This window comes from Cohnella sp. GCM10020058 (genome assembly GCF_042683485.1).
Classification (GTDB): Bacteria; Bacillota; Bacilli; order Paenibacillales; family Paenibacillaceae; genus Cohnella.
In genome coordinates this window covers 235,076-258,525 of the sequence record NZ_JBHUJV010000001.1, presented here as the reverse complement: position 1 = coordinate 258,525, position 23,450 = coordinate 235,076, and the positions used below count along the sequence as shown (strand labels likewise).

Genomic DNA, 23,450 nt, shown 5'->3' with positions numbered 1-23,450 from the left:
TCTCCTCCTTCGTTTCGTTTAATAAGCCGGCATCGGCACCTGTACGACGAACAGATGGATTTCGTCGCTTCCGCAGTTATGCAGACTGTGCGTCGAACCGTCCGGATTCAGGATCAGGTCGCCCTCCTTGACGGCAAATCGGCTTGCGCCGACCTGCATGCTGCCACGTCCTTTCAAGATCAAGTACAATTCCTCGTTCCCCCGATGCCGATGCGCTCCGATGGCGCTGCCCGGAGGTACGACGGCGTAATCGATAAAATCAACCGGCGCGCCGAAATCCGCGTTCGTGCACACTCTGGCAAACTCCATCGGACCTTCCCCGTCATGCATGCCCATTACCCGCTTGCGTTTTGCTTCGTAAATATTGCGCAATAGCAATCATCATCACCCCCTTTAAATAGTTTGAATATTCAGACTTATCCACCTCAAAGAAACCTCGAGCATGCAAAACCTCTGTTGGAGGCACCCGGATGCATTCTCGAGGCTGTATCGTCATGTTGAAGTCAAAGCGGCGAGTTTTTAAGCTTTGGCGGCAATCGTCTCCAGCGGCTGCACGTTCCCGAACCTGGGCGCCGCGCCCCGCTCGTCCGCGGTCCAGCGAATGGCGTTCGCGATCACGCGGAGCACATGCTCGTCGTAATAAGTCGGATAGGTCTCGTGTCCGGGGCGGAAATAAAAGATTTTGCCGTTCCCCCGGCTGTATGCGCACCCGCTGCGGAACACCTCGCCTCCCTCGAACCAGCTTACCAGTACCAGTTCGTCCGGGTCCGGCACGTCGAAAAATTCGCCGTACATTTCTTCCTTTGCCAGTTCGAAATAAGGCGGCAGCCCCGCCGCGATCGGATGCGAAGGCTTGACGACCCAGAGCCGCTCCTTCTCGTCGGCTTCCCGCCACAACAGCGCGCAGGAGGTACCCATCAGCCGCTTGAATATTTTGGAGTAGTGTCCCGAGTGCAGCACGATCAGCCCCATGCCCTCCAGCACGCGCCGTTGTACCCGATCAACGATCGCTTCGTCGACCTCGTCGTGCGCCCGATGCCCCCACCAGACGAGCACGTCCGTACGCGCCAGCACGTCCACAGGCAGACCATGCTCCGGCTCGTCCAGCGTCGCCGTGCCGAGCTCGAACCCGTAGGGTGCGAGCCCTTCGCGCAGCGCCTCGTGAATGCCTGCCGGATAGACGCGCTGCACGGCGGGATCCGATCGCTCGTGCCGAAATTCGTTCCAGATCGTCACGCGCGGCGTTGCTTGCTTCATGTCCCTTCCTCCTCGCTCCGGTTATCCAGCTCATCGACTCGCACGGACCGCCGCTCTTGGCTCGACCGTACGACCGCCTCCAGAATTTTCTGGTTCATATAGCCGTCGTGAAACGTGGGCAGCTCTTCGCGGATATGGCCCCGCACCAGATCGACGAAATCCTGCATTTGCGCCAGCTTGTATCGGGCCGGCACGGCGATCCGTTCCCGAACCTCGCTGCCTTCCGCATTCCGGTGGATCCAGGTGAGATAATCGCCCTGCTCCCAGTTCATATGAAGCGTGCCGGTGTCGCCGTACACGGCGATCTCAAACTGATTTTGCGAGCCGAAGGCGTTGCGCGACGTTTGAAAAACGGCGGGGATGCCAGGCTCAAGCAAAGCGGTGAACGCGGCGAAGTCGTCGATATCGACGTCTATCATCGCCCCGGTCGCGGGATCCTCCCGCTGTCCGATGAGGTTGCGCATGAGCGACGCGACTTCGACCGGTTCGCCGACCAGAAAGCGGGCCGCGTCGATCATATGCGAGCCCAGATCGCCCAGCGTGCCGGTTCCCGTGATCGACCGGTCCAGCCGCCAGTTCATTTTGGTCCCGAACGGCGTGCCGCCCCATTGCTGCAAATATTGGACGAACAGATGCCGCACCGGACCGATCCGGCCCTCTCGGATCCACTCGCGGGCCATCCGGAACGCGGGAACGTAGCGGTAGGAAAAGCCGACCATGCAGGGCGTCGGATTCGACGCTGCCAGACGCTTCAGGCTTGCCGCTTCTTCGTACGTCCGCGTAAACGGCTTCTCGGTCATCAGCGGCTTGCCGTGCGTCAGGCACAGCCGAATAATCTCGTAGTGCGCGTCGTTCGGCGTGATGGACAGCACCGCGTCCACCTGCGGGTCGCGGATGAGCGACTCCGCGTCCGCATGGCGCGACGCTGCATCGATACCGTGACGCTCCGCCCATTCGGCGACTTTGGCGGCGTCCTGATCGCAGACGGCGGCCAATCGTACGCCCGCGATGCCGGCGAGCTGCCCGATATGGACCGCCGCCATGCCGCCAAGTCCGATCAGTCCCAACTTTACGGTTGTCATGCCGTGAATCTCTCCTTTGTCCGGGGACCGATCACTTGATGCCGGTCATCGTAATGCCTTTAATGAAGTAACGCTGCGCGAACAGGAATACGATAAAGATCGGCACGAAGCTGACGACGTTGCCGGCCATCAGCAGGTTCCACTCCGTCGACCACTGCCCCTGCAGCTTGCTGAGACCCAGGGGCAGCGTCATCAGCTCTTTGCTGTTGACGGCGATGAGCGGCCACAGGAAGTTGTTCCAGGAGCTCATGAACGCGAAAATGGACAGCGCGGACAGCGTCGGCTTGACGAGCGGGACGATCACGCTGAAAAACACCCGGTAGTAAGAAGCGCCGTCGATAAAGGCGGCCTCCATCAGCTCGTTCGGAATCGTCATGATGTTCTGCCGAAGCAGGAACGTCCCGTAGGCGCTGAAGATGCCCGGCAAGATGAGCCCCGCGTACGTGTCGATCAGGTCGGTGCGCGAGAACAAAATAAACAAGGGAACGAGCGTCACCTGCGCCGGGATCATCATCGTCGTCAGAAACAGAACGAACAGACTCTGCCGGCCCCTGAACGCGATCTTGGCGAACACGTATGCCGCCATCGTGCAGATCGCCAGCTGCAGCAGCGTCGTCGCGACGGCCACGAGCGCGCTGTTCGCAAAAAACCGGTATAGCGGAAAGTACGCCTCGATCTCGGCGAAGTTGTCGAAGTTCCAGCTCGAGGGCAACAGTCGCGGAGGCATCGCCACGACCTCGAGATTGTCCTTGAAGGCGCCCATCAGCATCCAGAGGAACGGGAACGTCAGCGCGACCGCGAGCAGCGCCAGGAACAGATGCGAAGCCAAGTTCGCGACGCGCTTTTTTCTACCTGTCATAGACGACCCACCTCCGTTGGACCTGCTGCAGCACCATCGTCGAAGCCAGGATGATCGCCATCAGCACCCAGGATTGCGCGGAGGCGAAGCCCATTTTGTTGAACTGGAAGGCGTTGCGGTACACCTGCTCGACGATCGTGCTCGTCGCGCCCGCCGGACCTCCGTTCGTCATGATCAGCACCTGGTCGAACAGCTGGAACGAGTTGATGAGCGAGATCGTCACGACAAAATAGAGCGTCGGTGACAGCATCGGAACCGTAATTCGCCACAGCTTGCTCCAGGCGGACGCGCCGTCGAGCTCCGCCGCTTCGTAATAATCCTCCGAGATGTCTTGCAGACCCGCCAGCAGGATGATGGACACGAAGCCGATGTCCTTCCAGAGCGTCACCAGGATGATCGCGACCATGGCCCACAAATCGTCCTGCAGCCAGATCGGCCCTTGAATGCCGACCTGCGACAGCAAGTAATTGATGAGCCCGCTCTGTCCGTTCAGCAGCCAGCGCCAGACGATCGATACGGCGACCCAGGACGTGATGACGGGCACGAACACGGCCGCCCGATACAGCTTCACGCCGCGAATCGGCCGGTTGAGCAGCACCGCGAGCAGCGTTCCGAGCACGACGATCGACGGCAGATAGCCGAGGAGGAATACGAAGACGTTGCGGATCGCGGTGTAGGACTTTTCCTCTCTGAACACCTGCGCGTAGTTGTCCCAGCCGATGAAGTTCATCTTCGTCCAGTGCGTCAGCAGATCCCAATCGGTGAAGCTGATGATGATCGACGATACCATCGGCAGCAATTGGAACGCCAGCAAGCACAGCAAGGCGGGCGTTAAAAAGACGATAGCAGCCGTCCGGCGGCTCCACTTGCGCTGTCCGACCATGCCACCCTTTCCTTTCCGTCAGGCGGGGAGGGAAGGCCGCCGCTCGGCGGCCTTCTCGTCTCCTGATTGTTGTGAAAAATCTACTTCACGAGCGCTTCGACCTTTTTCTGCGCCGCGTCGAGCGCCTCCTGCGCAGTGGAGCGGCCGAGCTTCGCTTTGTCGAGCTGTTCGCCGACGGCAGCCGTGAATTCGCCCCATTTCTCAGGCTTGGGACCGACAGGCGGCAATACGAGCGAATCCAGCGCGTCGGTCACGACCTGCTTCGATTCCGGCGGCTTCTGCTTGTAGTAAGCGTCCAGCACCGCCGGGTCCGTAACGGCCGGGATGCTCCAGCCCGCTTCGATCCGCTTGGACACCGCTTCGGGCGCGCTTGTGAAAAACTTCAGGAAACGCCAGGCCGCGTCGGCGTTCTTCGTCGTCTTCGCTGCCACGAGGCCGTCCGCGAAGAAGTGATGCGCCTTCTGCGTCTTCCCCGGCTCCAGCGCGATATCCCAATTGAACTTCGCTTCGCTGAACTTGGCGAAGTTCCAGATGCCGAATCGGGCCATCGCCAGCTTGCCGTTCACGAATGCATTCAGATCCGCGTCAGGCTGGTTGAACGTATCGTCGTTAAGCGGCGGCGACACCTTATATTTGGATGCTTTGTCGAGCATCCACTGCAGCGCCTCCACGTTGGCCGGGCTGTTCAGCGTCGGCTTGCCGTCCGCGCTCCATACGCCGCCGCCGTTCTGGGCGATCGTCTTGTAAAACTCGTAGAATTGGATCGGCGCGTACGTGCCCCAGATGCCCTTCTTGGCGTCGGTAAGCTTCTGAGCGGCTTCCAGCTCTTCCTTCCAGGTCCAGGACGCGTCCGGATATTTGAGGCCCTTGGCGTCGAAAAGATCCTTGTTGTAGAACAGCACGACGTCGGAGAAGCTCTCCGTCACGCCCATCTGCTTGCCGTTGTAGTTAAACGCATCATAAGCAAGCTTTTTGTAGACGTCCGGATTAAACGAGCTGTCCGCTGCGATGGAAGGCGTGAGATCGAGCAGTTGGTCCTTGGCCGCATAGGTCAGGAAATTCTCGTAACCGACCTCGAACAGATCCGGCGCGCTGCCGCTGGCGAGCAGCGTATTCAGCTTCGTCGTGTAGTCCGCGTACGGAACGACCTCGTACTCTACCTTGATGTCGGCATTCGCCGCCTGGAAGGCGTCGATCATCGCCTTCAGCGTCTGCTCCTGGCCGGAAGCGGTGTAGGTCATCAGCTTGAGCGTGACCGGATCTTTGGCCGAAGGGGCCGGAGAATCGGACGGTGCGGCCGTGGCCGATGCCGAAGCAGATGCAGATGGAGACGCTTCCGGCGAAGCCGCGGAAGGACTTGCCGTGTTATTCTCTTTGTTTGCGCCGCAGGCGCTGAGCACGATCGTCGTGCCGAGCAGCAGCAGAGCCCCGCTTTTGGTCCGCAATGATACCCTCTCCTTTTCAATATGGACGCTTCAGATAGACAATTATGACCAATCGATCGAATTATCGGCGGGAGCGCCGACTTGATCACCTCCAGATAGCGTTTACGCTTTTGCAACCGTATTCATATCGCTGGAGAGACGCGAGCTGACCATGCCCTCGTCTCTCCGGCGCGCGAACGGTCAGTTCGGCGTCAACCGTTGCACCGTCTGCCGAATCGCCATCTCCAGTCGCGTGACGCTCGGATCGTCCGCCAGCGATTCCTCGCCTTCCTCGATCGCCTTGAGCAGCCGTCCCGCCGCCATCTCGCCTCTGGCAACGATATTCTGTCTGACCGTCGTGAGCGGCGGATTGCACATCCGTGCGACCGGAATATCGTCGAAGCCGACGACCGAGACATCTTCCGGCACCCGCTTGCCCGCATCGGACAACCCCCGCAGCAAGCCGAGCGCGACAAGATCGCTTGAAGCAAAAACCGCCGTAATCTCGGGATGCCCGGCCGCGATCGCTGCTGCCGCCTCCTGCCCATACTCGTAGCTGACCGAATGCTCGAACACGTAATCCGAATTGTAAAACAGGCCGGCTTCCTTCAGCGCGCGCTTGTAGCCGAGGAACCTCTTTTCGACGACGCCGTCTTTACGAATCAGTCCTGTAACCAGCGCGATGTTCGTATGCCCGTTGTCGATCAGCAGCTTGGTCGCCATGTAGCCGCCGGCTTCGTCGTCGATCGATACGGTCTGGAAGTAGCTGTCGTTCACGTAGCTGTCGATCAGTACGATCGGCACCTTGACCCGCTTCAGGTCGTCGTAGAAGCTCTCTTGATAGATGCCCATGATGATCGCGCCGTCCAGGTTGCGCTGCATGGACGTATCGAGGTAGCCTTCGCCTTTGTCGACGCCCGAGAGAATCATGTGGTAGCCGGACCGGCGAAGTCTGGCTTCGATGCCGCACACGAGCTCCGAGTAGAACGGATTTTGCAGCAGCAGCTGCTTCTGATCCTCTGTCTGGGGGATGACGACGCCGATCAGCTTCGACCGGGTCCCCGCCAGGCTTCGCGCCGAAAAATCGGGAATATAGTTCAGCTCGCTGGCCGCGCGGCGAACTTTGGACGCGGTCTCCTGCGACACCTTGCCTTCCCGGCCGTTCAATACATAGGACACGGCCGCCGTGGATACGCCTGCGCGCTCCGACACGTCACGAATCGTAATGCGTTTCAATGGGGTCACCTTCTGCGGGCTGTTGCCAATCCGTTTATTTGACTTACTTTAAGCGTTTAACCTTACAATGCGATTATAAGTAGGATTGGTAGCGATTTCAAGCGTTATTTTATAAAAAAATACCATTATTTAAGTTAAACGCTTTAACTAAATTGGCATATTCGCTTAAGTTTAGGACAAAATTACCGGCAAAATGGCTAATGCACTCTAAGGTCTACGCCACAGTTACGACAGTTAACGCTGTACAACACCTCATCGCATCGAATCGCAACGCAGTAAAGTCAGGTAACGTTTAAAAGCGCCTCTTAGACTCCGATTGCTCTTAAGCTCCTCCAAGTAACGCCGTACAACGCCTTTTCGCCTCGGACCTTCAACCGTACGCCTGTCTTCCCCGAAAACGGCAAAACGGGATGAAGCAGGTATTCCCGCTTCATCCCGTTAACGTCAACATCTTCAGGCTTTTCCGTTTTGCAGCGGCAGCCACGCCAGTACGCGCTGGATATGCTCGTCCCAGTAGCCCCAGTTGTGATCGCCGGGACCCTCCTCGTAATCGAGCGCGATGCCGAGCGACCGGACATGGTCGCGGAAGCGGACGTTTTGCGAGTAGAGAAAGTCCTCCGTGCCGCAGCACTGATACAGTTTGGGCAGCGAGATGCCGCCGGCGACGGCACGGTCCGCGAGCGCAAACAAGTCGTCGTCGGAGCCGGCCGCCTCCTCTTGGCTCCCGAAGATCCACTTGTATTCCGTCGCGGAAAACGGACTGCCGTCATAAAGCAGTCCCGCGATGTCCATGGCGCCGGACAGGCTCGCGACGGCCGCGAACTTCCCGGGCGCGCCCAGTCCGAGCTTCATCGCGCCGTAGCCGCCCATCGACAGGCCCGCGGCGAAGCTATCCTCCCGCTTGTCCGAGATCGGGAACAACGATTGCGCGATATGAGGAAGCTCCTCGCTGACGAATTCCCAGTAATTCAGACCGCTTTTCATGTTCGTATAGAAGCTTCTGTGCACCTCCGGCATAACGACAGCGATACCGTATTCGGCCGCATATCGTTCGACTGACGTGCGTCGCAGCCAGATCGAGTGATCGTCGGACAAGCCGTGCAGCAGGTACAGCACCGGATACTTATCTCCAGCCGGTGCGCGGCCCGCTTCTACGCCGATGCCATAGCTTCGTTCCGGAATAATGACGTTCATGCTCATGGTCAGACCAAGCGTCTGCGCAAAAAAACTGCATTGAATGAGTGCCATCGACTCTCTCGCCTCCTGCGATTATCAACCTGTTACTTCTACATCGTAGAAGATCACAGTCCATGCTGCAAGGAGAGCATCCTGCTTAATAGTAGCCTCGCAGATCGACCTTGACGCCCGTCCGCGCGCTGTCGATCGCGCCGAGCACCATAGCCATGCTTTTGACGTTGTCGCGGCAATCGGTCTCCGCCCGTCGTCCCTCCGCCAGGGAGGCGAACATCTCGTCGAGACAGCCGTGATGCCCGGTCCGTCCCTGCCATTCGAACGACGCTTCGATCCGTTCGTAGCCGCGGATGAACTTGCCTTCTTGATCACCGCCGGCGACGACCTCTGCATATGGAGCGCCCGCGCCGTCCCATATCGCAGTACCGCGCTCGCCGCTCACGCGCCACTGCGACTCCCATGAGGTCTGGGCGCCTTCCGCGCACCAGGAGCCTCTATAGCAGAACACGGAGCCGTCCGACATCTCGAACACGCAGATCGCCGACGCGTTGCCCGCGTACCAGGAGCCCGGCGGGTTAAACTCGTGGCAGTATACCGATACCGGGTCCGCGCCGGTGATGAATCGGGCCTGGTCGAACGTATGAATCGCCATATCCAAAATGAGCGGGCTGTCCATCGCGTCGCGGAAGCCGCCGAAGTGCGCGCCGATAAAGAAGTCCGCGCCGATGTAGCCCGTCTTGCCGATCGCGCCGCCCTGCACGAGTCCGCGCAGCGCGCGAATGTTGGCGTCGTAGCGGCGATTCTGCATGACCGCGTAGGACCCGCCCGTCCGATCGGCGATGCCGATCAGCTCACGCGCGGCTTCCATCGTCTCGGCCATCGGCTTTTCGCCGAATACGCTTGCGCCGGCGTTCAACGCGGTACTGCACACCGCAAAGTGGCTCGCGGGAATCGTCACATCGAACACGAGATTGGCGCCCGTCTCCGCTAGCGCCTGCGCCAGATCCGTATAAATCCCGCAAGTCAGGTCGTACCTGTCCGCCATTGCCTGCGCGAATTCCGCCTTGATGTCCACGAGCCCGACAATCTCCGCGTCCTCGCGCTCCAGCGCGTATTCCACCCAAGTTCTTGCCATGCCGCCGCAGCCGGCGACCACGATTCGATATGCGCTCATCTTCGTTCAACGCTCCCTTATACCGGATTCGGCACGAAGTCGCCGCCGCGGCTCCGTTTCAAATAATTCAACGCATGCACTTGACCCGTCATCTCCAGCTCGTCCTTGTACACCGGGTCGTGCCAGCCTTCGATGTCGATCGTCCCTTGATAACCGGACTGGCGCAGGATCGTAATGATATCCGACCAATTCGTGTCCCCGAATCCCGGCGTGCGATGCCATACAAAAGGCTTCGGTCCGTGAACGCCGTGCTCCCGCACGACATCCCAGGCGATCGTCGCGTCCTTGCCGTGAACGTGGAACACACGGTCAACCCATTTTCGCAGCTGCGGAATCGGATCGATCAGGCTGACCATCTGGTGCGTGGGCTCCCACTCGAGTCCGATATTATCCAGCGGCACGCTGTCGAACATCATTTCCCAGGCCGTCGGATTGTGCGCGATGTTCCAGTCGCCCGACCGCCATTCGCCGCCCATGTCGCAGTTCTCGAACGCAAGGCGCACGCCTCGGTCCGCGGCGCGGCGGGCCAGCTCGCCGAACACCTCGGCGAACTTCGGGATCGACGCGTCGATCGGCTCGCCTACCAGTCTGCCCGTAAAACCCGATACGATGTTCGCGCCGAACAAATGCGCATGATCGATGAGCCGCTCCCAGCTCGCCAGCGTGTCGGCGTTGTCCCCGTGCCCGGTCAGCGGATTGCCGAATACGCTTACAGCCGAGATGACGATGTCCCGGTCGCCGATGGCTTCACGCACCCGTTTCGCCGTCTCCGCCAGATCAGCGCCGCCGGTTGTCTGCCAGTATGTCAGGTTAAACGATTCAAAGCCGTAAGGCGCAATCTGCGGGATGACGCGCGCCGCGTCTCCGCCGCCGACCAACGTACCGATGCGAATGCCCGTATGCTTGCCGATCGCTGCGCCGTTCTGTTGTCCGTTCATTGTACTCCACTCCGATCCTAAGCTATATTGAATGAACTAGGTCGATTATAGCCTGATGCTTGCGCTTGATCTCTATACAATCTTGCGGTTATATAGCCCGATCTTGGGCATCTCGGAGGGGGGCGCGGCGCTTCATGCATCCGCCGGAATTAAGAGAGGATACTTATCTGAGCGACGGCGCCTATCCCGTCAATCTGTTCCGCAATCATTGCCCGCCGGGCGCCGTCGGCCGCAGCGCGCTTTATTTGCATTGGCACGACCACTTCGAGTGGATCTACACGGTGTCCGGACGCGCGATCTTCCATATCGACAGCCAGCCGCACGAGACGGCGCCCGGCGACCTGCTGCTGGTGCCCTCGGGCGGCCTCCATGTCGGATATGCGCTTACGGAGGAGCCGGTCGAATACTGGTCGCTCGTCTTCAACCGCTCGCTGCTTCAGGGGCTTCCGGTCGATCCGCTGCATGACCGCTACTTGTCCGCATATGCGGAAGGGAGCCAGCGGTTCCCGGTGAAGTTCGCGGCGGACGATATCCAATATGAACCGATACGGCGAGGGATTCTGGAGATCGGAGAGGAGTTCGCGGGGAAAAGACGCGCCTACGAGCTAATCGTCAAAGCGAAGCTGTACCAGTTGTTCGCGCTGGCGGCGCGCCTGTCCATGCCGGAACGCGACGGCGAGCAAGCGGACCGGACCGGCCGGCGGATGGACCGCTTCAAGTCGCTCATTTTGCATATCGAGGCCCACTATGCGGACAAGCTGACGATCGAGGATGCCGCGCGGCTTGTCAGTCTCAATCCTTATCATTTTTGCAAAGTGTTCAAAAACGCGACCGGGCGCACCTTCGTGGAATTCGTCAACCAGCACCGGATGAATGTGGCGGACCGGCTGCTGCGGGAAGGCGAGCTCACGGTGACGGAGATCGCGGAGCGGGTCGGCATCGACAATCCGAATTATTTTACGAAGCTATTCAAGCAAATCAAAGGCATGACGCCCTCCGAGGCTAAAAAAAGAGGCGGCGGATAAGCGATATTCCGCCTACCTTCCGCCGTCCAGCGAACGCTTGAGCGCCTCGGTCGCCTGCTCCGCGCGCCGGTTGAGCGCCCGCTTGTCTTTTAGTCCGTGCGCAGCCAGCTCGTGTCCGGCGTCCAGAATCAGCGGTTTCTCGACGATATCATCCAATAGAATCTTGGCCGTCCGCAGCGACTCATGCAGCATCGCTACGGACGTCGTGCCCTGCAGCGCCTGCAGCATCGCGACGATCCGCTCGGCGTACATCAGCTTGACGAGGCTGTCCGCGCTCATCAGATGCCTGGCCGCGAACTTGATCGTGCGTTCCAGAGGTCGGACGTCCTTGCGATCCCTGACGATCTCCTCCAGCCGACCGACGGCTTCCCATTCCCGAATCGACAGTTCGCCCGCCAAGCCTTCGATCAGCTCTTCGAGCCACTTCGCCTCCTCTTCCGGCAATGCGCCGAACGCTTTGTACGCCTCGTAGTCGCCGGCCCGGTACATCCGGATCGTGCTGCCTCCGTACGTCATAAAAATCCGTTTCGCATCCCGTTCTTCGTTCATTGCAGTACCGCCTTTATTTCGTTGTATGCTCATTATCATACCATGCCTGTCGGCGGAGGTCCGCAGCGGGGGCTCCCGTTTGACTTATTCCCGACATCCAACGGCTCTAAAATGATTGATGCAACGCATATTCGCGCCGCCGCCCGGCGCGTCCGGGTGTATAATTTGAAGCATTGAGCGCCGAAGGCGACAGACAAGCCGTCAGTATAATGGAGGAAGCCCCATGGGACCGATCATGATCGTAGAAGACGAAGTGGCCATCGCGCGCGTGCTCGCCGCGTATGTGCGCAAGGCCGGCTTTGAATGTTTGATTTGCAAGGAAGGGTCGCAGGCGTTGGCGTCTTTCGACGCGGCGAAGCCCGTACTCGTATTGTTGGACGTCATGCTGCCGGGCAAGGACGGCTGGGAAGTGCTGCGCGGAATTCGCGAAAAAAGCGCCTGCCCGGTCATCATGCTCACCGCGCGCGGAGAGGTCGGCGACCGGATTCGGGGACTTAACGAAGGCGCGGACGATTACATCGCCAAGCCATTCGAGCCGGAAGAGGTCGTCGCACGGATTCAGGCCGTGCTGCGGCGGCCGCCGCAGTCGCTCGTCGACCCGGATCAGATCGTCTTCGGCAGCCTGCGGATCGACAGACAATCGCGCAGCGTTTATTTGAATGGCGCCGTCTTGTCCGTCACGCCCCGCGACCTTTCCCTGCTCCTGTTCCTGGCGGAAAATCCGAACCGGATCTTCGAGCGGGAGCAGTTGATCGAGAAAGTATGGGGCATCGATTACGAAGGCAGCGACCGGGCCGTCGACCTGTCAATTAAACGTCTGCGCAGCCTGCTCCTCCATTGGCCCGCGGAAGAAGGCGAGATTCGTACGTTAAGAGGGACGGGGTATCAGCTTTATGCAAATACAAGCCGCTAGCCGGCAAACGCTGCTGAGCCGGTGGACATACCGCTATGCGCTCACGCTGCTCGTCGGCTTGCTCGCGATCGGCGCGGCTTCCGCGCTATGGATCCGTCAGGACACCGTTCACGAGCGCAAGCAAGCGCTGAAACGGTTTGCTGTCGCGGCCGCAGAGCATGTAACGGGAGCAGAAGGAGCGGTTCGGATTCCCGACGGATTGTACGAATGGATTGACGGCACCCAGCGTGAATACCACTTGCCCGGTCAGTTCGCGCTGGCCGTGTACGAGACTGACGGGACGCTCGCCTTCTATAAGGCCGGACCCGGCAAATCGGGCGCCGGGACGGCGCCCGCGCCTGCCGCGCCGCCCCATGCCGACAGTCTTCAAGCTTACAGACAGGGCGACGCATACATGCTCATCGTGCCCGTCGGACGGGGGAGCGACGCGGACGGATCCCTGCTGCTATCCTACAGCTATGCCGAGCTCGCCCGCGTCGAACAGAATTACACGCTGATGATCGCTTTGCTGCTCTCCGCCGGCCTGCTCGGCTGGACGATCATCTTCCTGCTGTCCCGCCACTTACGCAAGCCGATCTACCGCCTTCGCGATGCCCTGCGGCAGATGGAAGCGGGCGATTACCGCATCGACGTGCCGGCTGACATCAAGGAAAAGGAGCTTCACGAGCTCCTCGTCTCCTTCGGCGCGATGGCCGCCCGTCTGGGACGGCTGGAAGAGCTGCGTACAGAGCTGCTCGCCGGCGTCACGCACGAGCTCAAGACGCCGGTCGCTTCGATCCGCGGGTTGGTCAGCGCCGTGAGAGACGAGGTCGTGACCGGCGAGGAAGCGGCGGAATTCCTCGACATCTCGCTGGCGCAGACCCGCAAGCTGGAGGTCATGGTGGCCGACCTGCTTGAATTCAACGCCTTCGCTTCCGGCAGCGTCGTCATCCGCTCCGAACCGATCGATCTGGGGAAGCTGCTCGCAGAGGTCGTCTACCAGTGGGGGCTGCCGGATTGGAACGTGGGGCTGAATCTGACGACGACGCTGCCCGACGCTCCCGCCATGATCGACGGCGACGCAGGACGGATTCAGCAGATCGTCGTTAATCTGCTGAATAACGCCGGCCAAGCGATGGGCGGCAGCGGCAGCATCAAGCTCTCGATCGTTCCGCAGCATACCGAGCGGATGTACGAGGTCGTCGTGGAGGACGACGGCCCCGGCATTCCGGAGGAGGAGCAGGAACGCATTTTCGAGCGGTACTATAGAGGCTCCGGCAAAAAACTGTCCGTCGGCGGACTGGGACTCGGACTGACCTACTGCCGGATGCTGGCAGTCGCCATGGGCGGCAGCCTCGCGCTGCTGCGCAGTTCCCCGCAGGGCACCGCGTTCCGGCTGCTGTTGCCCATGAAGTCATAAATCAAGCTTGACCGGTGGCGCAAACGCGCTATGGGCCGCTACCAAGGCTATACAAGCTGAAGACAGCCCCTTCCGGTGTTCGAGTAACACACTGCCGTGCGGTACGATAAACCACTGTCAAAGGTCAGCAGTTGGGCGTTGATCGGATCCGAAATACTCAAACGACTGTCGTAAGTGAGTAGATGAGCGATTCCCGGTTCCGAAATGCTCAAACGACTGTCGTAAGTCAATAGTTGGGCGATTACCGGTTCCGAAATGCACAAACCACTGTCGTAAGTCAGTAATTGGGCGATTCCCGGTCCGAAATGCACAAACCACTGTCGTAGGTCAGTAGATGGGCGGTGATCGGCTCCAATTTGCGCAATGAAACTTTTGAGAAGGTCCCCTATAGGATTGTTTTGGCCATGATGATGTCGATCTGCGCTTCGTCGCTCATATAAAAGGCGTGGGCACCCGTTCGAACAAACCCTATTTTTTGATAAAAGGCGATGGCGCCGTCGTTTTTCTCCCAAACGCCCAACCAAATCTTCTTTTTGTGCCGGTCCGCTGCAATTTCCATCGCTTTGTCGATCAAAAGCCGGCCAAGCCCTCTTTTCTGAAAAAGATTTCGGATGTAAATCCGCTCGATTTCCAGCGCATCCTCCCCCATTTCTTCCGTTTGCGCGTCATCATAGTTTACCTTTAAATAACCGGCCGCATACCCATCGACAACGATGAAATGAAACTCGGAGCGTGGGTTCGACATCTCTTTTTCCAGCCGCCGCAGATCGAACGCTTGATCCAAATAAGCCTTCAGGTTCTCGGGCGAGTTCTGATCGCAGAACGTCTCGCGAAAGGTTTCTATGCCGATTTGCTGCAGCAATAACAGGTCTTCGCGTTCACACCGTTTAATTTCGATGGTCATGTTGTAGTTGCACCCTTCAAATTAATATATTCGCTTGTTCCCCTTCTTCACGAGCTCCCAGTCTTTTTCAACGTTTTTGCGGATGCGCTGCAGCAAGCCGAAAACGACGTCCATCTCGGACTCGGAAAATCCGGACAAGGCGATCCGATCGGAATAATCGTGCTCCCTTTTTATAAGCGGGTAGACCGACCGGCCTTTCTCCGTGGGAAACAGCTTTTTGATTTTAAGGTTATCCGGGTCGTCCCGCCTTTCTATAAATCCGTTGGCTTCGAGCTTCTGAACCGCACGGGCGGCCGTCGTCCGGTCTACCTTGATCATTTCGGCCAGTTTTTCTTGAATGATCCCCGGGTTTTCGCATACCCGCACGAGATACAGGTATTGTCCTTTCGTAAGCTCCAATTCCTTGAATTCGATATTGCTGATCGAATCCAGCGACCTTGCGATCATTCCGATCTCCCGCAAAACCTCGTTCATCGTCTTAGCGCCGCCAATCTTGTCTTTTTTTAATGCCATAGCAGAATCTTATCTCATTTTTATTGCATTTGCAACAAAAAGAATTCGGTTTTATCGGCTCCGACTTTTGCTGGCCTCATCCAAAACTGCTTGCTCTGCGCTTGAAAAGCAAAAAACCGGCCCTCGCTGAGGAACCGGCCTGTTGCTTGCTGCCTGCCTTAATGCGCCGAAGCGCGTTCCTTCCCCTTGTCCGCTTCGCCCGCGTTCTTGTTGGCGGCTTCGCGGTCCTGCTGCATTTCCTCGACCGTCTTGACGTGCAGGCGCGCAGCGCCGCGGTAGCCCTCGCGCGTCGGCAGCAGATCGCCGGCCGCAAGACGCGCTTTTGCCTCCGCAATGGAAGCGCCGTACTGCGGCAGCCACTGCTCCTGGGCGACCAGCATCTCGTCGACCATCTGCCAGATTTCCTTCGGATTGCAGACGGCGCCGACGAGCGGATCCATCATGAACGCCTGGCGCAGCAGCTTGTCGTCGCCATGCACAGCGGCCTCGACGGCAAGGCGCTGCACCGAGATGCTGACGTTGCAGACCGCAGCCGGCCCAAGCGGCAGTTCCCCGATGCGCGGCATCGATACGCCGTTACGGTCGACGTAACCCGGCGCCTCTATGATGGCGTCGGCAGGCAAATTGGCGATGACGCCGTCGTTAACCACGTTGAAGTGCCCGCGGTAGACGCGGCCGGTTTCCAGGCCCTCGATGATGTAGGAGCCGTGCTCGTGGCTGCGCTCGCCCGCCTCGTACTTCAACGCCGGATCCTTCATCCAGTTCGGGAAGTCGGTCTCGAACCAGTGGCGGCCCTCGGTGCAGACGCGCAGGTAGCCGCCGGTCTCCCCGTTGATCCAGCTGCCGAGATCGATCCAGTCGTTGATCTCGTCCGGCCGTTTACGGTACCAGGGCACGTATTCGCTCAGATGGCCGTTCGATTCCGTGCTGTAGTAGCCAAAGCGGCGCAGCATATCGATGCGGACCTTCTCCGTCCGGCTGAAGTCCTCATGCGCCTCGAAGGCCGCGAGCAGCTTGCCGGTCAGGTCATCGCCATTGTGCTTGATCTGAATGTACCAGGTCTGATGGTTGATGCCCGCGCAGACGATATCGACATCCTCCATCTCGAGGCCGAATGCCTGCGCGATTTGCCAGTGGCCGCCCTGTACGCCGTGGCACAGGCCGATCGTCCGCACGCCGCCATACTTGTTGCAAGCCCAGGTGAGCATCGCCATCGGATTGGCGTAATTGAGCAGCGTCACGTCCGAGGCCGCGACCTCGCGGATGTCCTTGCAGATGTCCAGCATTGCGGCGATGCCGCGCTGTCCGTACATGATGCCGCCCGCGCATAGCGTATCGCCGACGCATTGGTCGACGCCGTATTTCAGCGGAATGTCCACGTCGGTCGCGAACGCCTCGAGGCCGCCTACGCGAATCGTGCAGATGACGTACTTCGCATCCTTCAGCGCGTCTCTGCGGTCGGTCGTGGCGGAGATCTGAACGGCGAGCCCGTTTTCCTCAATATCCCGCTGGCACAGCTGCGTGACCATCTCGAGGTTGTGCGGATTAATATCCGTAAACGCAACCTCGATGTTCGCGAACTCCGGCACGCTCAGCAAGTCTCTGAGCAATCCCCTCGTGAATCCGATGCTACCCGCACCGATAAACGTAATTTTGAACGACATGAACCGGTCAGCCTCCTTCTAGATAATCGCTTATGCTTGATCGCAAGCTTTCTTACAGCCATTGTAACGACCGTTCGAGAGGAAGCGTTATCAGAATTCCAGCCGATTCAGGGCTCCCGTTGTCTAAAATTACAGCTTTTCGTTGAGGTTCCACCGATGGCGTTCTTGCGCGGAGCGATAGTCGGCAGGCGTCATTCCGGTATGCTTTTTAAATAGCGCGTGAAAGTAAGAGCGGCTGGCCACCCCTACGTATTCGCAAATGTCGGCGATCGGAATGTCGGTGTGCGACAGCAGCATCTTGGCCCGCTCCATCCGGTGGGCCGTCAAGTACGCCGTCACCGGCTGGCCGACCTGCTGCTTGAACAGACGCTGCAAATAACTCGGATGCAAATTTGCCGCGCCGGCGATATCCCGGAGCATAATATTCCGGTCGTAGTTTTCCTGCATGAAGGCGATCGCCTGCCGCACATACAGATCCGTCTGCGGGAGCCCGGCCTGACGGCTCTCGGCCAGAAGCCTGGCGATCCGGAAGAGCACTTGGGCCATCAGCAGCTGAGCTAGCGGACCGCCGTCGCCGCCCTGCATATCGAGCTCCAGCACGAGACTTTTCAGCGCATGAAGCACCTCGTCGGGATCGCTGAGCGTCACGCTGGGACCGGGCGAGCGAAGGAGCGCGTCCAGCGTAGCATCTTCGTCGGCAAGCCTTCGAAGCGGCGGCACCACGCCGTCGGCGGCCGACAGGTCGAACTCCACGTTCAGCATCCGGCAAGCGCGATCGACTTGAAGCCGATGCGGGATATTCGCGTTGAGTACGATGAAGTCTCCCTTGCGGAGCGGATGTGCCGATTCTCGGCCGCGCCCCGCGTCGATCGCGACCAGGCATTCGCCCGTCATGACGTACATAATCTCGGTCGAATCGTGGATATGTTGGTCCATCCGGTATACCGCCCACTCTTTAAAGTAATAAGCATGGACGCGCGGGCGGCAATCGCCGTTTTTCCACGCCTCGTGGAACAAACCATGATGCGCTTCCATCCTTCCGCCCTCCCTTCTTGCCCATCTTATCGCATCGGGCGCGCAAAGTGGAAGCCGCGCCCGGAATCGCGTATACTGGAAATAACGCATTCATCGACAGAAGGTGACTTTCTATTCATGGAAGAACAGAATGACCTGATCAAGCTGAAGCAAGCCTACGCCGAGCTCGGACTGCCCGAGGACGCGGACCGGGAAGCGCTCGACAACCGCTACTATTTGCTCACGCGGAGGGCGCGCACCCAGAAAATGCGCGAACACGACGAAGCGCCGGCCGGCGAGCGCGTCGACGAGGACAAGGTTAACGCCGCCTACAGGTTCATCAAGAACTACGAGGAAGCGCAAGCCAAGGACGCATACGCCCGCGAGACCTACGGCAGCGACCCGAAGAAGGCGGCCCGCGCCGTGAAGCGCGCCCACTTTTTCCACTATTACAAGCTTCATATTTTAGGCGCAATCGTACTTCTCATCGCCATCGGCTACGGCATCAAGAGCTATGTCGATCACCGGCACGAGCAAGCGGAGCTCGCCAAGCTCCCTCCCGTCGATGTCTCGGTCATGTTTTTCGGCAATTATTTTTACGGAGACGGCATCAACCCGGACATGACGAACGTCGAGGCGGATATTCTGAAGCAGTTCCCCGAATGGAAGCGCGTCGTCGCGGCACTCACTTACGTGCCGGCCGAGACCCGCAGCGAACAGGATATGGCGCTCCTTCAGAAGAGCATGCTCGTCCTCATGACGGACAAATCGGACTTGTACATCATGGACAAGATCAACTTCGAAAAGCTGGCGCCCCAACAGGGACTTTTGTCGCTTGACGGAGACGATATCCCCAAAGGCGTCCAGATCAAGTCCAAGACGGACGAAGATACGTCCGAACATGTTTACGGCGTGGATCTGAGCGGCTCGTCCCTCATGAAGGCGCTTGGTCTTCAGGGAACCACCGAGTTTATCGCCGGTATCCGCGGCAATGCCAAGCACCCGGACCAAGCTAAGGCATTTATCCGGCATTATTTGGGCGGTTCCTAACCGGTTTTTAACCGACCTTTCATAGCCAGATCTCCCAAAGCCCGACCGTGCGTTTTTTTCCGCCGGCGGGCTTTTCCGTTCTCAGGTTTGATCTTCGATAGGCCCGGGTAAAAAGACATACATTCCATTACGGGAAACTGGAGGCGATCCATATGTTCGTTCACGGCAAGTGCATCGGCCGGACGTTGTATGTGAAAACCCGCTCCGGACGCTGGGTCCATCTCAAGACGCTAAAACAAGTATAATTCCGGTTCATACGGGTTCGCTTAAACGGCCGCTTCGAGGCAGGAAGCGGCCTTTTGATTGGCTTTTTTGCGGTGCGGCGATTCGCCGCACTCGCATGAAGGGTATAAGCTATATATCAAAGACTTCGGAGGTACGACATGTCTTCCACATTTCTATTTATGCTGTGTCTGGTCGATGTCGTCGCCGCATCCGTTCTGCTGGCCACCGGCGTAAGTCCGGGCGTCGGCGTCACGATGCTCGTGGCTGGCTGCATCGTTTCTCTCGTCGGGGTATTTACGATCGTGCAAGCCGCGGCTCCCGCGCAGCGCGTCGAACGCAGGGCGTATAGCGGCAAAAGTCTGACGCGCTGATGTTTTTTCGTTTTTTATCTCGCGCACCCGGACCGGGTGCTTTTTTTATTGGCCGTTTCGACACTTCTTCTCGTATAATATGAATAAATAAGACTACTACCGGAGGACCGCTATGGGAAAATGGCTCATGACCCTCTTATATTTGGCGGTTTCCGTCTTTCTGACGCGACTGATTCCGTTCTCTTCTTTTTTCCGCAACCTTGACACGATGATGCATGAATTTTGCCATGCGCTGGTCGCGCTGCTGCTCTCCGGCCAGGTGCTCGGCATCGAGCTCCATTCGGATCACAGCGGCGTCACTTATACGATGCTCTCCTCCTCCTGGTCGTCTCTCCCGGTCTCCATGTCCGGCTACATCGGCGCTTCGCTGTTCTCCCTGCTCCTGTTCGCGCTTCACCGCCGCCGGGCACAGCGGCTCGGACTCGCGCTGATCGTCGCCGTCGCGGCCATCATGCTCATTTTGTTCGTTCACGGCGGATTCGGCATGGCCTGGATCGCGATCTTCATCGCGTTGACCGGAACGATGCTGTTCCTCGGGCCCAAGATCCGCAGCTTTTATTATTTGCTGCTGGCTTTCCTGACGCTCGAAGAGTCCGCGCTCGGTCCGATCACGCTCGCGCTTACCGCGCTAAGCAGTCCCTCAAGAGCCGGCGACGCGACGAATCTGGCGAACGCTACGGGCGTGCCCGCCATTTTTTGGGCGCTGCTTTTCGTGTTCGTGTCCATTGTCTGTGCGACCCGCTCGCTTCAGCTATTCCTCCGCGGCAGAACAGAAGACAAGGCATACGGGCGCTAACCGCGCATCCGATGCCTTGTCCGTCCTCACTTGATATAAACGCTGCCGAAAGGCAGCACCTCGCGCAGCAGCCGTTTGAACCAGCCGTCCCCATGCAGCTGCTCGGCCAGTCCAGGGTCCGGCGAGCCAACCTGGATCAAAGCCGGCCCGCGTCCCGTCAACTGCCACTGCACGTTCATATGCTGGCTCGCGAGCGTGTTGCCGTAGACGGACAGCCTTACGTCCGCCCGCTCCGGATAAGCGACGAGCGCGCCGGATTCCGCATATAGCGGCACCTCCGGATTCAGCTCGACCGTCGCAAGGTCCCCCGAAGCGAATACGCCAACGCGGCCCGGACCCGAGAATCGCATGCGCACCCATTCTCTGGTGATCCATGCCGTCTTGATTTTCTGGATGCGGCTCTGCATCCGAAGCCCTTCCGTATAAAAAAGCACGTGGCGAAAGTTGAACATCAGGTCGCTGTCTTCCGGAATATCGATTACGGTCAGACTGCAGCCCGCGGGCAAGCCGAGGATGAGCTCGGCCGGCCCGGCTAGGCGCGAACGGATCCACTTGCGCTTGCGGTAAGCGTTGGCCAGGTCCATAATGCGGTCCTCCCGCTGTGCCGGCCTGCCCTGGAAGGCAACGATGGCTCTCGGATGAAGGACATGCAGCGCCTCGTCTTCGTCCAGCGCGATACGCACTTGCCCGAGCGGCGCCGGGGTCGTGATTTCCATAGGCTAGGTCCTCCAGCTGCCGCGGCGCTGCCGCCGCCAGACCGAGTAGCGCCACAGCCGGATCGTCAGCAAATAGAGCATGCCCAGCCCCAGCACGGCGGCGATGCTATAGACGGTTTTGCGGGTAAGCGCCGCGCGCGCCCGTTGCTTTTCGGTCATGGCCGCAAGCTGGGCGTTCAACGCGTCGTTCTGATCCGCCAGTGCTTTGTTGCGTTCGCTCAGTGCCTGGGTTTCCGCCAGATACTGTTCCGTCTGGCTCTGCATTTCTTCGGCGCGCCGGTTAAGCTCTTCCGTCTGCGCCTGCAGCTTCTCCTGGCTTTCTATATATTGATCTCTCAGCTCGTCCACTTTTTCGGGCGTCTGGTATATATCCTTGAAGCGGTTGTACATGGTGGCCGCGGAGGCCTCGGACGAAGCGTAAACGAACAGGAAAACGGCGCAAGCCGCGGTCAGAAGCAAAGCCCGTCTGCGTCCGGCTGTCGATCGAATCTTACGTAAGGTGGTCATGGTTCTGCTCCTCTCCGCTGCCGCGCAGCCCTATGATTTTCTATTCTAGCACGATTCGGCAGCAATCGCCCGAATGCGAGCCTAAAGCGCCTCGATAATATCGCCTGCGATGAGAGACGCAGCCTGCGGACGCGATGCAGCTGCACGGTCTCCAGCCAGGCCGTGCCAATAAACGCCGTACGCCGCCGCCTCAAGCGCGCCGAGGCCTTGTCCGAGCAAACCGCCGATGATACCGGCCAGCGCATCTCCCGCGCCTCCGGTCGCCATCCCCGGGTTCCCTGTCGTATTAATGAACGCCCGCCCGTCCGGCGAAGCGATGACCGTGCGGGCGCCCTTCAGCACGACAGTCACGCCGTGACGCGCCGCATAATCCCGTGCGAGACCGATCCGGTCGCGCTGTGTCTCGGGCACAGTCAAGCCCGTGAGCCGCGCCATCTCGCCCGGATGCGGCGTGATGACCGTCGGCGCATTGCGCTGCGGCCATGCGCCGGGCTGCGCGCCGGCGTCCGCAATCATGTTGAGCGCGTCGGCATCGACCAGTACCGGCGCCTGCACATGTTCCAAGAGGCTGCGCAGCCACGCGCCGTCTCCATCCCAACGCCCCATGCCGGGACCGACGACGAGCGCGTCCGCGTCCACCGCTGCCTCTGCCAGCCGTTCGGGCTTCACCAGCCGCCACTCTCCTGCACCTTCGTCCGGCACGGCCCGCAGCATGATCTCGGGCGCGAAGCCCCGCAATCCCGGCGCAGCTGCCGCCGGCTGCGCCCAGCTGACCAGGCCGCTGCCCGCGCGCAGGGCGGCGCGGGCGCTCAGGAGCCCGGCGCCGCTCAGGAGCGAAGATCCCGCTGCGACCAGCACATGGCCATACGTGCCTTTGTGCGAATCCTCGCACCGCGGCAGCGGGAATGGCAGCCCAAGCTTCGCCTGTAGAGACTCGGCATTCAATAGATAAGTATTGATGCCGGCCCGCTCAGCCGCCCCGGCGGGAATGCCGATCGGCCTTACGACGACCTCGCCGGCATGCGCAGCGCCGGGATGCTGATGAAGACCTCGCTTCGCATAGGCCAGCGCTACGGTCGTCTTCGCGCGGATGCACGCCTTCGCGACCGCGCCGGTATCCGCATCCAGTCCGCTCGGGATATCGACGGCCACGACCGGCAGCCCGCTCCGTATGGCCGCATCGATCAATGCCGCGTATGGCGCGCGCGGCTCTCCCGTGCCGCCGGTGCCGAGCAGCGCGTCGATCAAGCCGTCGTGACCGGCGAACCAGTCGGGATCCGCCGAGTCAGCGCTCGAATCGGGCTGCGCGTATACCCGCGCGGGAATGCCCAGCCGGCTTGCGATGTCGCGCTGCAGCGCGGCGGCACCGCGCATCCGCTCCGGGGACTCGGCATACAGCACGGCGACGCGGCAGCCCATGTCCGCAAGGTGCCGCGCGCAGACGAGCCCATCCCCGCCGTTGTTGCCTTTGCCCGCGAGGATCAGCCAGCTGAAATTCGCGCCTCTGCCGGCCGCTTCGGCATATCGTCCGGCTTCGTCCGCGACGGCTCGTCCCGCATTTTCCATTAACGCCTCCTGCGGAATGCCGAGCTCCTCGATCGTGCGCTTATCGATCGCCTGCATTTCTCCTGAAGTTACGAGTTCCATCCCTCTTCCTCCTCTATTCATTGAATTATTAAACATTTTTAACTTGCCAAGCGTGTAAAATTTCTCCGTAATTCGCTTCTTGCAGTATTAATTTGTTACTATTATAAGAGGAT

24 protein-coding genes are annotated in these 23,450 nt (G+C 59.6%); 6 read left to right on the top strand and 18 right to left on the bottom strand.

The annotated features are described in order from the left end of the window. Positions 1 to 18: 18 nt before the first annotated feature. The 10 genes from ACFSR7_RS01105 to ACFSR7_RS01060 all read right to left on the bottom strand — a co-directional run bounded on the left by ACFSR7_RS01105 (position 19) and on the right by ACFSR7_RS01060 (position 10,044). Positions 19 to 378, bottom strand: a complete 360-nt coding sequence (locus ACFSR7_RS01105; RefSeq protein ID WP_378158521.1) for a cupin domain-containing protein — start codon at positions 376 to 378, stop codon at positions 19 to 21. 141 nt (positions 379 to 519) lie between these two features. Next, positions 520 to 1,257, bottom strand: a complete 738-nt coding sequence (locus tag ACFSR7_RS01100) for a ThuA domain-containing protein (RefSeq protein ID WP_378158520.1) — start codon at positions 1,255 to 1,257, stop codon at positions 520 to 522. Continuing rightward, positions 1,254 to 2,339, bottom strand: a complete 1,086-nt coding sequence (locus ACFSR7_RS01095; RefSeq protein ID WP_378158519.1) for a Gfo/Idh/MocA family protein — start codon at positions 2,337 to 2,339, stop codon at positions 1,254 to 1,256. The genes ACFSR7_RS01100 and ACFSR7_RS01095 overlap by 4 nt, the downstream gene beginning before the upstream one ends. A 31-nt stretch (positions 2,340 to 2,370) precedes the next feature. After that, entirely contained in the window at positions 2,371 to 3,198 is an 828-nt protein-coding gene (locus ACFSR7_RS01090) for a carbohydrate ABC transporter permease (protein ID WP_378158518.1), read from the bottom strand. Continuing rightward, complete coding sequence (locus ACFSR7_RS01085) at positions 3,188 to 4,081, bottom strand: carbohydrate ABC transporter permease (RefSeq protein WP_378158516.1); 894 nt, start codon at positions 4,079 to 4,081, stop codon at positions 3,188 to 3,190. The genes ACFSR7_RS01090 and ACFSR7_RS01085 overlap by 11 nt, the downstream gene beginning before the upstream one ends. A gap of 80 nt (positions 4,082 to 4,161) precedes the next feature. Then, positions 4,162 to 5,526, bottom strand: coding sequence for an ABC transporter substrate-binding protein (locus tag ACFSR7_RS01080; RefSeq protein WP_378158515.1), 1,365 nt, complete (start codon positions 5,524 to 5,526; stop codon positions 4,162 to 4,164). A gap of 180 nt (positions 5,527 to 5,706) precedes the next feature. Next, positions 5,707 to 6,741: a LacI family DNA-binding transcriptional regulator gene (locus tag ACFSR7_RS01075; RefSeq protein ID WP_378158514.1), complete on the bottom strand. Its 1,035-nt coding sequence runs from the start codon at positions 6,739 to 6,741 to the stop codon at positions 5,707 to 5,709. Between the two features lie 453 nt (positions 6,742 to 7,194). After that, a complete protein-coding gene (locus ACFSR7_RS01070; RefSeq protein ID WP_378158513.1) occupies positions 7,195 to 7,989 on the bottom strand; it encodes an alpha/beta hydrolase in 795 nt (264 codons plus the stop codon). Positions 7,990 to 8,074: 85 nt separating this feature from the next. Beyond that, a complete protein-coding gene (locus tag ACFSR7_RS01065; protein WP_378158512.1) occupies positions 8,075 to 9,106 on the bottom strand; it encodes a Gfo/Idh/MocA family protein in 1,032 nt (343 codons plus the stop codon). 17 nt (positions 9,107 to 9,123) lie between these two features. After that, entirely contained in the window at positions 9,124 to 10,044 is a 921-nt protein-coding gene (locus ACFSR7_RS01060) for a sugar phosphate isomerase/epimerase family protein (RefSeq protein ID WP_378158510.1), read from the bottom strand. Positions 10,045 to 10,178: 134 nt separating this feature from the next. Here ACFSR7_RS01060 and ACFSR7_RS01055 point away from each other — a divergent pair, with 134 nt between their 5' ends. Continuing rightward, positions 10,179 to 11,069: an AraC family transcriptional regulator gene (locus tag ACFSR7_RS01055; protein ID WP_378158509.1), complete on the top strand. Its 891-nt coding sequence runs from the start codon at positions 10,179 to 10,181 to the stop codon at positions 11,067 to 11,069. 12 nt (positions 11,070 to 11,081) lie between these two features. Here the strand turns inward: ACFSR7_RS01055 and ACFSR7_RS01050 are convergent, their stop codons facing one another. Beyond that, complete coding sequence (locus tag ACFSR7_RS01050) at positions 11,082 to 11,618, bottom strand: hypothetical protein (protein WP_378158508.1); 537 nt, start codon at positions 11,616 to 11,618, stop codon at positions 11,082 to 11,084. Between the two features lie 223 nt (positions 11,619 to 11,841). On the opposite strand from ACFSR7_RS01050, the gene ACFSR7_RS01045 reads away from it, so the two are divergent. Continuing rightward, positions 11,842 to 12,531: a response regulator transcription factor gene (locus tag ACFSR7_RS01045; protein WP_378158507.1), complete on the top strand. Its 690-nt coding sequence runs from the start codon at positions 11,842 to 11,844 to the stop codon at positions 12,529 to 12,531. Next, positions 12,512 to 13,930, top strand: coding sequence for a HAMP domain-containing sensor histidine kinase (locus tag ACFSR7_RS01040; RefSeq protein ID WP_378158506.1), 1,419 nt, complete (start codon positions 12,512 to 12,514; stop codon positions 13,928 to 13,930). Before ACFSR7_RS01045 ends, ACFSR7_RS01040 begins: the two co-directional genes overlap by 20 nt. A gap of 385 nt (positions 13,931 to 14,315) precedes the next feature. Here ACFSR7_RS01040 and paiA read toward each other — a convergent pair whose 3' ends face one another. The 4 genes from paiA to ACFSR7_RS01020 all read right to left on the bottom strand — a co-directional run bounded on the left by paiA (position 14,316) and on the right by ACFSR7_RS01020 (position 18,046). Next, the gene (gene paiA, locus ACFSR7_RS01035) at positions 14,316 to 14,834 is read right to left on the bottom strand and encodes a spermidine/spermine N(1)-acetyltransferase (RefSeq protein ID WP_378158504.1); all 519 of its coding nucleotides are present in this window, start codon (positions 14,832 to 14,834) and stop codon (positions 14,316 to 14,318) included. Between the two features lie 21 nt (positions 14,835 to 14,855). Then, positions 14,856 to 15,308 carry a MarR family winged helix-turn-helix transcriptional regulator gene (locus tag ACFSR7_RS01030; RefSeq protein WP_378159052.1) on the bottom strand — a complete coding sequence of 151 codons (453 nt, stop codon included), beginning with the start codon at positions 15,306 to 15,308 and terminating at the stop codon, positions 14,856 to 14,858. A 197-nt stretch (positions 15,309 to 15,505) separates the two neighbouring features. Then, on the bottom strand, positions 15,506 to 17,011 hold the full coding sequence (gene melA, locus ACFSR7_RS01025; protein ID WP_378158502.1) for an alpha-glucosidase/alpha-galactosidase: 1,506 nt from the start codon (positions 17,009 to 17,011) through the stop codon (positions 15,506 to 15,508). A gap of 129 nt (positions 17,012 to 17,140) precedes the next feature. Then, complete coding sequence (locus ACFSR7_RS01020) at positions 17,141 to 18,046, bottom strand: AraC family transcriptional regulator (protein ID WP_378158501.1); 906 nt, start codon at positions 18,044 to 18,046, stop codon at positions 17,141 to 17,143. Between the two features lie 117 nt (positions 18,047 to 18,163). Here ACFSR7_RS01020 and ACFSR7_RS01015 point away from each other — a divergent pair, with 117 nt between their 5' ends. The 3 genes from ACFSR7_RS01015 (at position 18,164) to ACFSR7_RS01005 (ending at position 20,467) form a co-directional block, all read left to right on the top strand. After that, on the top strand, positions 18,164 to 19,075 hold the full coding sequence (locus tag ACFSR7_RS01015) for a J domain-containing protein (RefSeq protein WP_378158500.1): 912 nt from the start codon (positions 18,164 to 18,166) through the stop codon (positions 19,073 to 19,075). Between the two features lie 383 nt (positions 19,076 to 19,458). Further along, entirely contained in the window at positions 19,459 to 19,671 is a 213-nt protein-coding gene (locus ACFSR7_RS01010; protein ID WP_378118264.1) for a hypothetical protein, read from the top strand. Between the two features lie 112 nt (positions 19,672 to 19,783). Next, the gene (locus tag ACFSR7_RS01005; protein ID WP_378158499.1) at positions 19,784 to 20,467 is read left to right on the top strand and encodes a M50 family metallopeptidase; all 684 of its coding nucleotides are present in this window, start codon (positions 19,784 to 19,786) and stop codon (positions 20,465 to 20,467) included. A 26-nt stretch (positions 20,468 to 20,493) separates the two neighbouring features. Here ACFSR7_RS01005 and ACFSR7_RS01000 read toward each other — a convergent pair whose 3' ends face one another. The 3 genes from ACFSR7_RS01000 to ACFSR7_RS00990 all read right to left on the bottom strand — a co-directional run bounded on the left by ACFSR7_RS01000 (position 20,494) and on the right by ACFSR7_RS00990 (position 23,337). Beyond that, positions 20,494 to 21,183, bottom strand: a complete 690-nt coding sequence (locus tag ACFSR7_RS01000) for an AIM24 family protein (RefSeq protein ID WP_378158498.1) — start codon at positions 21,181 to 21,183, stop codon at positions 20,494 to 20,496. 3 nt (positions 21,184 to 21,186) lie between these two features. Continuing rightward, on the bottom strand, positions 21,187 to 21,690 hold the full coding sequence (locus tag ACFSR7_RS00995; protein WP_378158497.1) for a hypothetical protein: 504 nt from the start codon (positions 21,688 to 21,690) through the stop codon (positions 21,187 to 21,189). An 81-nt stretch (positions 21,691 to 21,771) separates the two neighbouring features. Further along, entirely contained in the window at positions 21,772 to 23,337 is a 1,566-nt protein-coding gene (locus ACFSR7_RS00990) for an NAD(P)H-hydrate dehydratase (RefSeq protein ID WP_378158495.1), read from the bottom strand. Positions 23,338 to 23,450 lie beyond the last annotated feature (113 nt).